The organism is Parafrankia sp. BMG5.11 (assembly GCF_004337455.1).
Genome location: NZ_SJXI01000044.1, coordinates 314958 through 328628, shown reverse-complemented (window position 1 = coordinate 328628; position 13671 = coordinate 314958). Strand labels below are relative to the sequence as shown.

16 protein-coding genes and 1 pseudogene are annotated in these 13671 nt (G+C 72.8%); 7 read left to right on the top strand and 10 right to left on the bottom strand.

Going from position 1 to position 13671, the window contains the following annotated elements:
* Positions 1 to 5: 5 nt before the first annotated feature.
* From E0504_RS28725 to E0504_RS28710, 4 genes are all read right to left on the bottom strand, one after another.
* Complete coding sequence (locus E0504_RS28725) at positions 6 to 275, bottom strand: DUF2530 domain-containing protein (RefSeq protein ID WP_071064927.1); 270 nt, start codon at positions 273 to 275, stop codon at positions 6 to 8.
* A 76-nt stretch (positions 276 to 351) separates the two neighbouring features.
* Positions 352 to 1404, bottom strand: a complete 1053-nt coding sequence (locus E0504_RS28720; RefSeq protein ID WP_112107845.1) for a sulfotransferase — start codon at positions 1402 to 1404, stop codon at positions 352 to 354.
* A gap of 197 nt (positions 1405 to 1601) precedes the next feature.
* Positions 1602 to 2240, bottom strand: coding sequence for a flavin reductase family protein (locus E0504_RS28715; protein WP_112107846.1), 639 nt, complete (start codon positions 2238 to 2240; stop codon positions 1602 to 1604).
* Positions 2237 to 2830, bottom strand: coding sequence for an NADPH-dependent FMN reductase (locus tag E0504_RS28710; protein ID WP_112107847.1), 594 nt, complete (start codon positions 2828 to 2830; stop codon positions 2237 to 2239). Before E0504_RS28710 ends, E0504_RS28715 begins: the two co-directional genes overlap by 4 nt.
* A gap of 703 nt (positions 2831 to 3533) precedes the next feature.
* Between E0504_RS28710 and E0504_RS54365 the strand changes: the two genes are divergently transcribed.
* The 3 genes from E0504_RS54365 to E0504_RS28700 all read left to right on the top strand — a co-directional run bounded on the left by E0504_RS54365 (position 3534) and on the right by E0504_RS28700 (position 5108).
* Positions 3534 to 3614 (top strand): putative leader peptide, encoded by an 81-nt coding sequence (locus E0504_RS54365; RefSeq protein ID WP_368672102.1) that lies wholly within the window; start codon positions 3534 to 3536, stop codon positions 3612 to 3614.
* Between the two features lie 348 nt (positions 3615 to 3962).
* Positions 3963 to 4580, top strand: a complete 618-nt coding sequence (locus tag E0504_RS28705) for a cupin (RefSeq protein ID WP_112107848.1) — start codon at positions 3963 to 3965, stop codon at positions 4578 to 4580.
* A gap of 153 nt (positions 4581 to 4733) precedes the next feature.
* The gene (locus tag E0504_RS28700) at positions 4734 to 5108 is read left to right on the top strand and encodes a winged helix-turn-helix domain-containing protein (protein ID WP_020464595.1); all 375 of its coding nucleotides are present in this window, start codon (positions 4734 to 4736) and stop codon (positions 5106 to 5108) included.
* Here the strand turns inward: E0504_RS28700 and thpR are convergent.
* The 3 genes from thpR to E0504_RS28685 form a co-directional block, all read right to left on the bottom strand.
* Positions 5054 to 5575 (bottom strand): RNA 2',3'-cyclic phosphodiesterase, encoded by a 522-nt coding sequence (gene thpR / locus E0504_RS28695; protein WP_235014357.1) that lies wholly within the window; start codon positions 5573 to 5575, stop codon positions 5054 to 5056. The genes E0504_RS28700 and thpR overlap by 55 nt on opposite strands.
* 92 nt (positions 5576 to 5667) lie before the next feature.
* Positions 5668 to 6231: a Clp protease N-terminal domain-containing protein gene (locus E0504_RS28690; protein WP_071064932.1), complete on the bottom strand. Its 564-nt coding sequence runs from the start codon at positions 6229 to 6231 to the stop codon at positions 5668 to 5670.
* A 3-nt stretch (positions 6232 to 6234) separates the two neighbouring features.
* On the bottom strand, positions 6235 to 6462 hold the full coding sequence (locus E0504_RS28685) for a hypothetical protein (protein ID WP_071064933.1): 228 nt from the start codon (positions 6460 to 6462) through the stop codon (positions 6235 to 6237).
* A gap of 182 nt (positions 6463 to 6644) precedes the next feature.
* Here E0504_RS28685 and E0504_RS28680 point away from each other — a divergent pair, with 182 nt between their 5' ends.
* Positions 6645 to 7658: a Gfo/Idh/MocA family oxidoreductase gene (locus E0504_RS28680; RefSeq protein WP_112107850.1), complete on the top strand. Its 1014-nt coding sequence runs from the start codon at positions 6645 to 6647 to the stop codon at positions 7656 to 7658.
* Here E0504_RS28680 and E0504_RS53565 read toward each other — a convergent pair.
* From E0504_RS53565 to E0504_RS28665, 3 genes and pseudogenes are all read right to left on the bottom strand, one after another.
* Positions 7591 to 8238, bottom strand: a complete 648-nt coding sequence (locus tag E0504_RS53565) for an MFS transporter (protein WP_373693947.1) — start codon at positions 8236 to 8238, stop codon at positions 7591 to 7593. The genes E0504_RS28680 and E0504_RS53565 overlap by 68 nt on opposite strands.
* A 160-nt stretch (positions 8239 to 8398) precedes the next feature.
* Positions 8399 to 8917: pseudogene (locus tag E0504_RS54360) on the bottom strand (MFS transporter); the annotation flags it as partial.
* Between the two features lie 68 nt (positions 8918 to 8985).
* On the bottom strand, positions 8986 to 9411 hold the full coding sequence (locus E0504_RS28665) for a MarR family transcriptional regulator (protein WP_112107852.1): 426 nt from the start codon (positions 9409 to 9411) through the stop codon (positions 8986 to 8988).
* A gap of 424 nt (positions 9412 to 9835) precedes the next feature.
* Here E0504_RS28665 and E0504_RS28660 point away from each other — a divergent pair, with 424 nt between their 5' ends.
* From E0504_RS28660 to E0504_RS28650, 3 genes are read left to right on the top strand one after another with little or no spacing between them, the layout of a single operon-like run.
* The gene (locus E0504_RS28660; RefSeq protein WP_112107853.1) at positions 9836 to 11620 is read left to right on the top strand and encodes a sensor histidine kinase; all 1785 of its coding nucleotides are present in this window, start codon (positions 9836 to 9838) and stop codon (positions 11618 to 11620) included.
* Position 11621: 1 nt separating this feature from the next.
* Positions 11622 to 12311, top strand: coding sequence for a response regulator transcription factor (locus tag E0504_RS28655; RefSeq protein WP_112107860.1), 690 nt, complete (start codon positions 11622 to 11624; stop codon positions 12309 to 12311).
* A 24-nt stretch (positions 12312 to 12335) separates the two neighbouring features.
* Entirely contained in the window at positions 12336 to 13355 is a 1020-nt protein-coding gene (locus E0504_RS28650) for a DUF5685 family protein (protein WP_112107854.1), read from the top strand.
* The last annotated feature ends 316 nt before the right edge of the window (positions 13356 to 13671 follow it).

Sequence of the window (13671 nt, the reverse complement as noted above, 5' to 3'; positions counted from 1 at the left end):
GGTGCTCAGTCGGGCTCGGCGGCGGTCGCGCGCAGCCGATTCCGGCGTCGCACGACGACCCACAGGCCCATGAGCCCGAGCACGAAGCCGACCGCCGCCGTCGCGATCCACCAGAGCCGGCCATCCGCCCGCAGATCGTCGGCGAACGGGATCATGACCAGTAGGGCGATCAGCCACATGACGGTGCCGACCGCGACGGAGCGGACACCGTCGTAGGGCAGCGGACGCAGTTCCACCACGTCCGGCTCGGCCTTGTCACCCGCTTGTGTGCTCATCCGGGCCGACGCTACCGTCTTCAGGCCGCGCGTCCACCTCCGGCAGGTCAGCCGTCGGCGGGCCGGCGGGCGCGGGTCAGCGGCCGGCGGTCAGGGGGAGGTCGCCGCGGTCGAGCCACTCCGCGAAAGAGGATCCCGTCAGCTGGCCGAGTAGGGCGATGTCGTCCCGGAACCGGTCGAGGACCTGTTCGCGCAGGCCGGGCGGTGGCGGCGGACCCGGCCTGAGGCTGCGCCGCAGCTCGGCCAGCACGGCGTCCATCGGATCGACGGCCGCCGGGACCGCCTCCCTGACAACGCGCGTCGTGCCGGGATCGATTGTCGCCGGCGCGAAAATCCGGCTGTCGCACCCGAAACCGGCCGCCGGGTCGACCGCCCCGACGAATCCGCAGACGCGGCGCAGCACGGCCGCGGGTTCGAGGACCAGGTCCCGGTAACGCACCAGCAGCACCTGGCTCGGCGGAAACAGGGTGTACAACCGCCGCAGCTGGACGCCGTACCTCCCGAGCTCGGCGTACCGCCACCTGCGACTCCAGCCGGCCGCACACCGTTCCTCCTCGGCGTCGAGCGCCTCGATCAGGGTCGGCAGCGGTTCCAGCCCGGTCCTTCGGTGCGCGAGCCAGTTCGCGTAGGCGCGCTCCACCGGGTCACGCAGGACGGCGATCATCCGCAGATAGGGCAGGAGCTCGTGCATCCGCCGCTGGGCGGAGAACTCGGCAAGGTAGTAAGGAGTGCTCTCACCGCGCGGACGACGCCCGTCACCACCCCGGAACAACGTCTCATAGTCCGAAAGGCACCAAATGTAGTTCTCGCTGGTTAAGCCAGCACCGCCCGCGGCCCGAGATCCCCCGGTGCCAGCGAGGTCACCGGAGCCACCGGGGCCGGAGAGACCGGTGGGGCTGGCGGAACCGCCGAGACCAGGATGGCCGGCAGGGCCAACGGGACCGCCGGAGCTGGCACCGCCGCCGTGGCCGGGGGGGCTGGCGTCGTCCCGGGGACGTCCGGAGGTCAGGAAGTAGCCCGGTTCCGCCACGGGGGACATCGCCAGGCCCAGGTGGCGGGTGAGCGCGGCGTGCAGGCTCGACGTCCCGGCTTCGGGAGCCCCGATGACGACGAAATCAGGCAGCGCCATGCCGGCCCTCCTCCCGGGCGGAAAAACACGCGCACACCAAGAGTATAGCCCATATTCTCTACCAATTAAGTAGACAATATGACCGCGCGTAGCGAAAGTGTGGCGACTGAGTGAGTCCATGGACTCACTCAGTCGCCACACTTCGTCGGAGCTCCGCCCGACCCGGAGTTATCGGGGGGCTTATGGGGGGATTATTCCTATTTGTTGGGGTTGATGGTGCCGTAGGCGCCGTTGTGGTAGATGAGGGGCTGGGACTGGCGGTGGGAGCGGGTTTCCAGGACTTCGGCGATCACCAGGTGGTGGTCGCCTGCGTTCAGCCGGGAGTGAATGCGGGTCCGTAGCCACACGGCCGCGTCCACCAGCAGTGGCTCGCCGGTGGGCAGGCTGCGCCAGCGGGTCGGTTCCGCGAACCGGTCGATGCCCGAGGTCGCGAACCGCGCGGCGAGCTCCTGCTGGCCGTCCGAGAGCAGGTGGACGACGAGGGTGCCGGCGGCGAGCAGCGCCGGCGCGCTCGACGACGTCGCGGACAGGGACAGCGACAGCAACGGCGGATCCGCGGAGAGGGAGGCGACCGACGTCGCGGTGAAGCCGACCGGACCCCGGGGACCGATCATCGTCACGACGGTGACCCCGGCCGCGTGCCGGCGGAACGCACTGCGCAGCGCCGCCGGGTCGACCGCCGCCCCCGACTGCGGCGCCGCCGGCACCGGAACCGGTGCGGGAGCCACCGAGACCGAGGGCACCTGGGACAACGGGGACGCCTGTTCCGGTGCTGGAGCCGTCCGTGGCTGGTCCGGGTGCGGCGAGGGGTCGCGGCCGAGGGTGTCGAGCGTCATCGAGCCGTCTCCACGAGGTCGTTTTCCACCCGGACGTCCTGGGCGAAGAGCGCCGTCCCGGTGTGTGCGGCGACGCTGGCGCGAAGCACGGGGGCGTGCGAGACAACCCAGGAGTCGACCACGATGTCCAGGTCCGGGAGCTGCTCCTCGATTACCGCGAACGACCGGGCGGGGACGGTCGCACCCAGTTCCACGAGGACCGGGCGCAGGTAGAGCTCCCCGGCCACCGAGTGGTCCGGCGCCGCCGAGATGACCACCGGTACGGCGGTCGCCCCCCGCAGCGCCCCACCGGGCAGCAGGTCCAGGAACGACTTGAGCAGACCGGTGTAGCTGCCCTTGTAGACCGGCGACGCGACGATCAGCAGATCCGCCTCGGCCGCGGCCGTGAGGGCCGCGGCGACCCGGCCGTCGTCGGCGAAGAGGTACCGGGCCAGCGTGGAGAGATCGATGATCTCGATGCTCGCGACCGGCAGCTCGTCCGCAATCCGCTCCGCGAGGAAGCGGGCGAGGGTCAGCGTCCGGGAGCCGGGCCGTGGGTTGCCGATGATGACGACGAGGCGCGGCGAAGCGGGAGATGCGGTCTGTGGCATGAGCGGCCTTCCGGTCAGGATGGACGTCGCGGAGCGGGTTCGCTGGCTGGACTTCGCGCGAGTTCGTCCTCGTCACTCACCGTCACTCACCGTCGCCATCGCTCGTCGGCACTGTCACTTGTCATCGCTGGCACTGGTGCATTTGTCGTCGCTGGTCACCGATGGCACGGGCGTCCGGCACCCGGGTGCGCGGGCGTTCGCGCCGGTCGGCGGAACCGTGCCGCGGGGACGGCCCGGACCGCGACCGGGAGGGTGCCGAGCCTGATCCGCCAGCCGTGCCTGGCCGCCGTGCGAAGCCTGGCCGCCGTGCGAAGCCCGGCCGCCGTGGCAGGCGGGCAGCGCGCGGCAGATCCGACCGCCGGGCGATCAGGCCACGGCGGAACAGACCACAACAGGTGCACGCATCGGACGCGCGACCGGGGCGACCCACGCGCGGCGGACCGGCTTCGTCAGGAGCGGGCGGTGGCGCGACAGCGGCAGCGGGTGGCGCGACCGTAGTCGACGCAGCGCCGACGGGTGAGCAGCGGGCGGGAGGCGAACCAGGACCTGTGCGATGGCAGCGGCCGACGGGTGGGGAGAACGCAAGCTGCCACGTCGAGAACTGTGCGGAGCGCCGCTTTGTTCAGTCAAGCGGTGATAAAGTGAATCAGATCACATCATTGATCGGTTGGCGGCGATCCGCCGGCGTGTTTCCGTTGCTTCTGTGTTGAAGCCGGCCTACCTCGTGACGCGTGGGCACATCGACTTGTTGCGGGTCGCCTCCGCCGCCTGTTCGGCTTACTGACGCCGCCCGTGGCGCGCCGCGGCACGGCCCCCGCCCGCGGGCCCGTCGCCGCGATCCGGCCGCCCGCACCACGCCACCGCCCGCGTCCGTTGCCACGCGCATCACACCGCCACCAGCCATCCCGAAGTCCGGACGGTGACGTCCGGCGCCCCGCCGGTCCTGTCCGGCACCGGTGGACGGCGGCACGGGAGCATGCCCGAACGCGGCCCCGCCAGCGGGCGGGCGCGACGGTGCGGCGGGCGCGGCTGCTGGCCCGGGGCCGCCTCCAGCGGGCGCGTCCGCCGACGCGATGTGCTGCCACAGACCCGACCGACCGCACCACCGACCTCAGCACCGGAGCGCCGACCCGTGAGTGACCTGCACGTTCCGTCCATTGACGATCTTGTCCCGTCCCCCGAGGAGATCGACGCCTTTCATCGGCGGCTGCATCACATCGCGCCCTGGGCGCTCGATCCCGAGACGGCGCAGACATCCGGGATGCGGCGGCTGGCGGCGGTGAGCGCGCGCACCGTGGGCTCGTCGAAGCTGTGGATGGGCCAGACGCACGTGGCGCCGGCTACCGCGTCGGCCAATCATCACCATGGTCGGTCCGAGACCGCGATCTACGTGGTCAGCGGGCATCCGGAGTTCGTCTTCCCGGCGGACGAGCTCGCGGGGGACGACACCGGCGTCGCGAGCCACGGCGGCGCGAGCGGCGCGGACGGCGGCAACGGCAGGAGCGGCGAGAACGGTGGCGGGAGCGATTCGGGCGCTCCGCCGCGGGAGATCCGTATCCGGACCTCGCCGGGGGACTACATCTTCGTTCCGCCGTGGGTGCCGCACCGCGAGGAGAACCCGGATCCCGAGCACGAGGCCCTGGTGGTGATCGCCCGCAGCACCCAGGACGCGATCGTCGTCAACCTGCCGGACCTGCGCTGGACCGGCTCCGTCCGAACGACCAGCGAGGACATCACGGGTTGCTCGTAACAGTGACAAGGGGCTCCGGCTCCCGCCCGCTCCCCGCGAGCTCCCGGCGGCTCCTCCCGCCCCACGTCACCGCGCCCGTTCATCCCACCCGGCCCGTTCAACACACTCGTGTCATCCGACCTCGTGCCCAATCCGAATCGCCTGGAGGCGTCCGTGGCAGCCCATGCCGGCTTCGTCGCGAGTACACCCGTCAGAGGCGCCGTGGACGTCGACCGCCTGGCCTGGCAGGTCCTGGTCGACGGACGGCCGATCGACCTCACCTACCTTGAGTTCGAGGTGCTCGACTACCTCGTGCGCAACCCGGGCCGTGTGCACAGCAGGGAGGAGCTGCTGCGCGAGGTGTGGCGGCAGGATCCCGGCGCCCTCGGCGCGTCCGCCCCGCGCACCGTCGACGTCATGATCACTCGGCTACGGCGCAAGCTGGGCCGCCATCACCGGGACCACATCGAGACGGTCCGGCGGGTCGGGTACCGCTACCGGCCGGCCGGTGACGAGCCGCTCAGGTCCCACTCGCCCTCGACGCTGTAGACGGGGGACGGCCCACCGACGCTGCTCATCAGGGTCAGGGTCCGCGCCGTCCAGGCCGACGGCTTCATGATCTCGCCGAGGGCGCGGACCAGTGGTCGCAGGTCGGCGGCGGTGCCCTCGGGAACGCGGGCCAGGGTGAGGTGGGCCCGCAGCGGGCGGTCGTCGCCGCCGTCCGCGCCGGCCCGGACGGCCGCGCGGCGCACCCCCGCCGCCAGCGGCCCGAGATCGCCGGCGACCCGGACCCAGAGCACCCGGTGGCCGAAGCGGCCGGCGCCGTCGAGGCGCAGCTCGGCCGGGCCGTGCCGGTGGGCGACCCGACCGAGCCGTTCGGCGAGCGCGGGCCGCGTCCCTGGCTCGACCGGCCCGAGGAACGCCAGCGTCACGTGCCACCGCGACGGATCCGTCCAGCGAAGCCGCGGCACGCCCGCCCCCACGGCGGCGGTTGCCTCGGAGACAGTGGTGGCCAACTCGCGCACCACCTCCGCCGGTGGCAGCAGCGCGACGAAGAGCCGCTGCCGGCCCGGCCTCGACTCTGGCCTGGGCCCTGATCCCGGCACCGTCACAGTGCGGCGCGGACCTGGTCGGCTGTCAGCCCGCGCCGTTCGATCAGGCGGACCGCGATGCATGACGGGTTGCTCAGCACGCCGAGCAGCAGGTGCCGCGGTTCGATGCTCTTCGCACCGTGAGCCTGTGCCACGCGCAGCGTGCGTTCGAGCGCGCGCCTCGCCTCGCCGGCGAGACGGACCGGCCCGCGGCGCCGGAACCAGGATCGCCGCGGTGGGCGGCGGGTGAGCGTGCCACCGAGGGCGCCGTTGAGCGCGCCCTCCCCGAAGCGCTGCTCGGCGGCGCGCCGCACCGCGTCGTAGTCGACCCCGATGGAGGCGAGGGCGTCGGTGTCGAGATCACGCCCACCGAAGGAGATCACCCGCGCCCCGGCGAGCTCGCCCCGCAGGGCGGCCTCGTCCAGCCCGAGCCCGGCCAGTGCCCGGCCGACCGCGCCGCCCTCGATGGCCAGGCCGAGCAGCAGGTGCGCCGTGTGCACCCGTTCGCCGGGTTCCAGGACTGCCGCGTCGACGGCCGCCCGCACCGCCCGTCTGGACTCCTCCGTGAATCGTTCGAGCACGGTCTACCTCCCCTTCCCGAAGCGACGGCCGTACTTCTTGTGGGCGGCCTGCCGGCTCACACCGAGCACGTCCGCGATCTCCTGCCAGGACCAGGCTCTGCTCCGCGCGTTGGCGACCTGGAGCTCCTCCAGGGATTCGAGCAACGCCCGCAGCGACGCGACGGCGGCGAGCCCCACCCGGGGGTCGTCGTCGGACGCCGCGCCGGCGAGCGTCGTGGCTGTTGCACTCATGGACGTCAACTTACGTTGACATCCCTGTCGCGTCAACCTTGGTTGACACACCCGTCACGACGGGCACACCCGAGCGGCGTGGCGCGTCCTGGTCACAGCGGGCTGGTTCGAGTGGGTGGTCTGGCGACGGGATCGGCCCGACCGCCCACCGGCGGACGGCAATCGGGGGCACTATCGGAGCTGTGACGACGGTCCCCGAACTGGTGGCGCCCCGCGATCCCGGCCTGTCCAGAGCCTGGCGCTCGGACCGCCGTGCCGCCCGGCGCAGGCAGCCCGACCTCCCGGTCGCGATGGCCCTGGTCACCGACGGTTCCGAACGCTCGACGGCAGACGTCCTGCGTGACGCCGGGGTCGATGTCGTGGGGCTGCTGGCGCCGGAGCCGCTGGAGTCGCTGGCCTGGGCCGCCGAGGCGAAGGCCCCGCGCGCCTACAGCGACCTGATCGCCCTGCTGTCGGACGACATCGAGGCGGTCTGCATCGAGATGTCGCCGCCGGCGTCCGACATCGTGGCCCGCCGGGCGGCCGAGGCCGGCCTGCACGTCCTGCTCGCGAAGCCGGCCACGGCCGAGGCCGAGGCGCTGCGCGCGGTGGCCGACATCGCCGAGGACGCCGATCTCGCCCACGTCGTCGCCCTGGACGGCCGGGCGTGGCCCGCGGCGTGGCACGTCCAGGCGTCGGTGCACTCGCTGGGCCGGCTGAGCCAGATCACCGTGGTCGGCGCGCCGTCCGGGCCGATCGGCCGGGCCGAGATCATCGACCTGACGCTGCGCTGGTGCGGCGAGATCCTCGCCGTGTGCGCCGATCCCGGCAGCATGCCGGCGACCACGCTCACCCCCGACGCGCCGGTCACCCTGGCCCTGCTCGCCGCCAACGGGACGACCATCCTGATCAACGAGCGGATGGGCGGGGAGATCGCCACCGCCACGGTGACCGTCTGCGGCGAGGCGGGCCGCATGGTCGTCCAGGGGCGGCGGGTCCGCCGGCAGGACGGGACGGGCGTCCGTGACCTGTGGATGCCGACGGTGCCCGCCGAGCGGCCCGGCCTGGTCGAGGCCACTTACGACGTCGTGCGGGCCACCGAGCTGGACGACCCGGCCCTGGTGCGCGGCGCGACCTTCCACGACCTGCTCACCGCGACGCGCCTGCAGGTGGCGGCCGCGGCGTCTCACAAGCGGGGTGGCTGGGTCGAGCTTTGAGCCCGCCCACGGCGAGCCCCGGCCCCGCGGGGCCGGGGCCGGCTGCCCGTGCCGCGGCGGGCGGGCGGCGCAGGTCGAACAGCGCGACGATCGCGGCGGCGAGCAGCGAGCTCACCCCGCCGAGAGCGAGGCCGGCCCGCGGCCCGAACGCCTCACAGACCGCCCCGACGATCGGGGCGCCGATCGGCGTCGTGCCGATGAAGACCAGCAGGAACACGCCCATCACCCGGCCCCGCATGGCATCGTCGGTGCTCAGCTGCACCAGCGCGTTCGCCATGGTGCTGACCAGCAGCACACAGGCGCCGGTCGGGATGGCCAGCAGCGCGAACAGCCACAGGTTCGGCATCAGCCCGAACAGCGTCTCCGAGACCCCGAAGGCCGCCGTCGCGGCGATGAGCGTGGTGTGGCGGGGGACGTCCAGGCGCCGCGCCGACACGGCCGCGCCCGCGATGGAGCCGACCGCCAGCATCGCCGTGAGGAGGCCGTAGGTGGCCGCCGCCCCGCCGAACTGCTCGCTGGCCATCAGCGCGACCGTGACGGGGAAGTTCAGCCCCAGGGCGCCGACGATGCCCACCAGCAGGATGGGCGTGGCGATCTCGCGGTGCCGGACGGCGTAGCTCAGCCCCGCACGCAGCTGCCCCCCGGGCCCGCTGGACGGGTCGGGCCGGCAGGAGATCCCCGGTACGGATGCGCGCCAGGCCGGTCAGCACCGCGGCGAACGACAGCGCGTTGAGGCCGAACACCCAGGCCGCGCCGGGCATGGTGCCCGCGATGCCGATGAGCCCGCCGGCCGCGGCCGGTCCGGCGATCCGTCCCGCGTTGAAGATCATGCTGTTCAGCGCGACGGCGTTCGGCAGCAGCGGGGCGCCGACCATCTCGACGATGAACGCCTGCCGGATGGGAGCGTCGAAGGAGGTCACCACGCCGAGCAGGCCCGAGAGGACGAAGAGCATCGGCATGCGCAGCGCCCCGGAAGCGATCAGCGCGCATGCGGCGACGGACAGCACCGCCGCCGAGCTCTGGGTGATCAGCAGCAGCCGCAGCTTGGGGAACCGGTCGGCGACGACGCCGGCGTAGAGCCCGAACAGCAGCATCGGGCCGTACTGGAGCGCCAGGGTGATCCCCAGCTCCGTCCCGCCGCCGCCGAGGGCCAGCACCAGCCAGTCGAGCGTGGTCATGCCCATCCACGTCCCGATCAGCGAGACCAGCTGGCCGGATGCGAAGAGGCGGAAGTTGCGGACCGACAGCGACCGGAACATCCCCACGGCTACCGGACCATTCCCATGGCTACTGCGGCGTCCCCATGGTTACCGGAACATCCCCACGGCTACAGGCCGGCCAGGCGGTCCAGGATCGGGGCGGCGATCCGCAGCGCGTCGGACTCGGCCGGGGAGAGATCCACCAGGCGCTCGGCCAGCCACTCGTCACGGCGGCGGCGGTCCGCGGCGAGCAGCTCCCGGCCGGCCTCGGTGACCTCGGCGATCACCTGCCGGCCGTCGGAGGGATGCTGACCACGATGGACGAGACCGGCCTCGGACAGGGTCGCGATCACCCGGGTCATGGACGGTGGTTGCACCCGCTCGTGCGCCGCCGCCTCACCGAGCGTCATCGGCCCATGCCGGGCGAGCGTGGCGAGCGTGGCGACCTGGGTCGGGGTCAGCGTGCTGGAGCGTTCCTGACGCATTCGCCGGGAGAGCCGCATGACCGACAGGCGCAGGGTGGACGCGAGCTCCGCCGCGCTCACGCTCTCCATTTCTCGAAAGTACTCGTTAGCATCGCTAAACTTCAAGAGCGATTAGGACGTCCATTTCACCTCGCGGCCGAGGGGGCCCGCGACCGGGAAATCGGCGCCCTCTCCGCGGCAGATCGCCCCGCCCCGCCCCGCCGGGACGGATGAACGAACGAACCGACCGGACAACAGGCGGGGCACACGCGCGGAGCGTCGAGAGCCGGCCACCCCCCGGTAGCGTCCGGCCCCCGACGGTCCGGGACACCCGCTCACGGCCACGCGGCGAGTCGGCTCCACTATTCACCGACACGACACAGCCCCGCTTCGGGGAGACCTCCAAGGTTGCGGGGTAGTTCCCACCTCGATGCCTGGGGGGTAACCCTCAGGCCGAAGGGCCTGGTGTGTAACCCTTGTCGAGTGAGATCGTCGCGATCGGTGGTGGCCTGAGGTGCCGCATCCGTTCCTGCCGCGACCCCTGACCCGAATCGCCGCCAGGCACCGTTCCGCCGTCCTGACCACCGCGGGCGTCACGACGGTCGCGATCACCGTCGCGGCCCAGTGGCCGGCGTGGTCCACGACGCCGTTCGCCGCCGCGCTGAACGTCCTCGTCTCCCTCACCTTCGTCCTCACCGGGCTCCTGCTCCTGGACGAGGACGCCCTCGGCAGCGTGAGCAGCGCGTTCATCCTCGGCGGGGTGCTCTGGACGGCGTCCTGGGTGGCGACCTGGGAGGCCGGCCCGTCCGCTGCGCTCTCCTCGTTCGCCTACAACCACTTCTGGGTCTGCCTCGGCTGGGGCGTGCTTCGATACCCGTCAGGGCGTCTGCACGACACCAGTGAACGAGTGCTGCTCGGCACCGCCGTCGCGGTGATCCCGGTGGGCAACCTCGTGCTGATCGCACTGTCCCGCCCGGAGTCCTTCGGCTACGCCCCCGGCGTGTGGTGGTACGGCTCCGCGATCGACGCGGGCGTGTTCGGCATCGTCGTGCACACCCTCGACGCACTGAGCCTCGTGGTCGTCGTCGCCTTCGGCCTGGCCATCGCCCGGCGCTACCGGCGGGCCTCCGCGCTGGAGCGGCGCACCCTCGGGCCGGTCTCCCTCTGCGTGCTCACCGCCTTCACCATCGCCGCGGTGGTGAACCTGTTCGTCCACTACCCGCAGGGCGCCGAGGTCGATCCGGTCTTCATCCCGATAGCGCTGGCGTTGTTCGCCATCCCGGTGGCCTTCGCCGTGGCCGCTGTGCGCCGCCATCTCGCCCGGGCCCGCATCGCCCAGCTGCTGAGCGGGCTGAGCACGCCGCCGACGCCGGCGGCCGTCCGCGAGGTGCTGCGGGCGGCGGTCGGCGACGACGGCGCGGAGCTCTACCTGTGGATGCCCGAACGCGGCTTCCACGTGAACGCCGACGGCCTGCCGGCCGTCCCGCCCGCGGCGGGAGGCACCCAGCTCGCGCTGCCCGTCCACACCACGGCCGGCGCGCCGCTGGCCGTGCTCTCCGCGCACTCGTCGCTGGAACGCGACCGCGACCTGGTCGCGGTCGCGCTGAACGCCAGCGCCATCGCGCTGGAGAACGCGCGGCTGCACGCCACGGTGACCACCCAGCTCGACGCCGTCCGCGCGACCCGGACCCGACTCGTCGAGGCTGGGCTCGCCGAGCGCCGGCGGATCGAGCGCGACCTGCACGACGGCGCGCAGCAGCGGCTGCTGGCGCTCTCGGCCCGGCTCGGGCTCGCCCGGGAGCAGTCCACCGACCAGGCCACCGTCGCCGCCCTCGATGGAGCCCGGGAGGACCTGCGCGCGGCGCTCGCCGAGCTGCGCGGACTCGCCCGCGGCATCCATCCGCCCGCGCTGAGCGAGAGCGGACTGAAAGCGGCACTCGAGAACGTCACCGAGGCGCTTCCTGTGGATGTCGACCTTGATGTGCCTGACGATCGATTCGATACCACGCTGGAGACCACGGCGTACTACACCGTGAGCGAGGCTCTGGCGAATACCGTCAAACACGCGGATGCCAGCCATGTACGGGTAACGGTCAAAATGCTCGGCGGCCAGTTCCTCATCCAGGTGACCGACGACGGGAAGGGCGGTGCGGCCATCAGCGACGGCGGCGGAATCGCCGGCCTCGGCGACCGGGTCCGCGCACTCGGCGGCGAGTTCACGCTGTCGAGCCCGCAGCGCTGCGGCACCCGGCTGACGGCGAGCATCCCGTGGAGCAGCGACGCACGAGGTGGGCGGTGACATGCGGGTAGCGATAGCGGACGATTCAGCGCTGTTCCGGGAAGGCCTCGCGATGCTGCTCAACGCGGCAGGCGTGCAGGTCATCGCGCAGGCCGCCGAACCGGACAAGATCCTCGCACACATCGCCGACGAACCTCCCGACGTCGTCATTCTCGACATGCGCATGCCGCCGACCTTCACCAACGAGGGGCTCGTCACCGCCGAGCGGATCCGTGGCCTGCACCCCGGGGTCGGCGTCCTGGTGCTCTCCACCTACGCGGACATCCGCTACGCGGTCCGCCTGCTGGGCGACGGACGCGGCGGCACCGGCTACCTCCTCAAGGACCGCGTCGAGGATGTCGGCAACCTCCTCGACGGCCTGCGCCGGATCGCGGACGGCCGTCTCGTCGTGGACGAGGAGATCGTCGCCGGCCTGCTCACCCACCGCCGCAAGGCCGAGGCCCTCGACCGACTCACCAGGCGGGAGCGCGCCGTCCTGCGGGAGATGGCGGAGGGCCGCTCCAACGCCGGGATCGCGGTACGCCTGCACCTGGCCGCGAAGACGGTGGAGAACCACGTCGCGAGCGTGTTCACCAAGCTCGAGATGCCGGTCTCCGGCGACGACAACCGCCGGGTGCTCGCCGTACTCGCCTGGTTGCGGTCGTCGGGCGGCGTCGTCCCGCGCTCGCCGGAGGGCCCGCCAGCGCCGTAGAGTCCGCCGCCGTAAGGTCCCAGCGTGTTCGGATTGATCCGGCCATGCCGGGGTCGTCTCGGTGCCGCGGCGCACGAGCTCTGGTCGGCGCATCTCTGCGGGCTGTGCCTGGCGCTGCGGGACACCGCCGGCCAGCCGGCCCGGCTCGCGACAACCGGCGACGGCGTCGTCCTCTCGCTGCTGGTGGCCGCTCAGCGCCCGGCTGCCGCCGCGCGCCGGACAGCCGGCCCGTGCCCGCTGCGGGCCATGCGGACGGCGCGGGTCGTCACCGCCGAGGATCCGGGAATCACCCTGGCGGCCTCGGCGTCACTGGCCGCGGCGGCGGCACGCATCCACGACCACGCCCGGGACGGCGACGGCCTGGCCGGCACCCGGCTGTTGCGCGCCGGCGCCGCTCGCGCCGCGGGCGCGGCCGACCGCGCCGCCGACCGCGCCGGGCGCCGCGTCGGCTTCGACACCACGGAGCTCGTCGAGTCGGTGCACCGCCAGTTCGCGCTGGAGACCGCGACCGCCGGGACCGCTGGCCGTGCAGGGATGCTGCTCGCGCTCACCGCCCCGACCGAGGCCGCCGCGGCGGCGGCGTTCCGCCACTGCGCCGAGCTCGCGGAACGTCCGGAGAACGCCGGGACACTGGCGGAGGCCGGCCGGCTCTTCGGCCGGCTCACCCACCTCCTGGACGCCGTGACCGACCGCGCCGCCGACGAGAGGGCCGGGCACTGGAACCCGCTGACCGCCAGCGGCACCACCGACGCCGCGGCGCGGTCGCTGTGCCTGGACGCGCTGACCGGGCTGCGCCTGGCGGTCGACGAGCTCACGCTGGTCCCGTCCGCGGACGCGGCGCTGCTGCGTGTGCTCCTGGTGGACGAGCTCACGCATTCGGTGACCCGCACGTTCGCCGGTACCGCGCCGGCGGAGGGTGGCGGCTGGTGGCGCCGCCGGCGCGCCCGGCGCCGGGCGCGCCGGCGAGCACGGCGGCAGGAGAGCTGGTGCGAACGCTGCGGAGACTGCTGCGATGCGTGTGAGGTCTGCGACTGTGGGTGCTGAGATCGCGGTTGATCCCGGGACCGGTCGGTCACGGCTGGCACCCCCGGCCGGCACCCCCGACCGATGATGTGTGACCAATCTCGCTAAATTGGCGGCCGCCGTTGGTGTTGGCCGGGCCTGGTCTCCTCGGGACACCTCTGACAGCCGCGACCGGCGCGTCCGAACGTGCCCAAATCAGGCTGTCCCTTACCAGGAGGGGCAACGATGATGCCACCCGCAGGTAGGAGGCATAGAGGGTGGCACAGCACACGTGGGACGGAGGCCACCGATCACGCGCATGTGATGGCCCGAACCGCGAGACTTGGGGACAACCGAA

Excerpts from the sequence above, each read along its gene's own strand:
- E0504_RS28710 (WP_112107847.1), bottom strand. The coding sequence starts at position 2,830 with ATGCCACAGACCGCATCTCCCGCTTCGCCGCGCCTCGTCGTCATCATC.
- E0504_RS28720 (WP_112107845.1), bottom strand. The coding sequence starts at position 1,404 with ATGGCGCTGCCTGATTTCGTCGTCATCGGGGCTCCCGAAGCCGGGACG.
- E0504_RS28715 (WP_112107846.1), bottom strand. The coding sequence starts at position 2,240 with ATGACGCTCGACACCCTCGGCCGCGACCCCTCGCCGCACCCGGACCAG.
- E0504_RS28655 (WP_112107860.1), top strand. The coding sequence starts at position 11,622 with ATGCGGGTAGCGATAGCGGACGATTCAGCGCTGTTCCGGGAAGGCCTC.
- E0504_RS28685 (WP_071064933.1), bottom strand. The coding sequence starts at position 6,462 with ATGAGTGCAACAGCCACGACGCTCGCCGGCGCGGCGTCCGACGACGAC.
- E0504_RS28665 (WP_112107852.1), bottom strand. The coding sequence starts at position 9,411 with ATGGAGAGCGTGAGCGCGGCGGAGCTCGCGTCCACCCTGCGCCTGTCG.
- E0504_RS28725 (WP_071064927.1), bottom strand. The coding sequence starts at position 275 with ATGAGCACACAAGCGGGTGACAAGGCCGAGCCGGACGTGGTGGAACTG.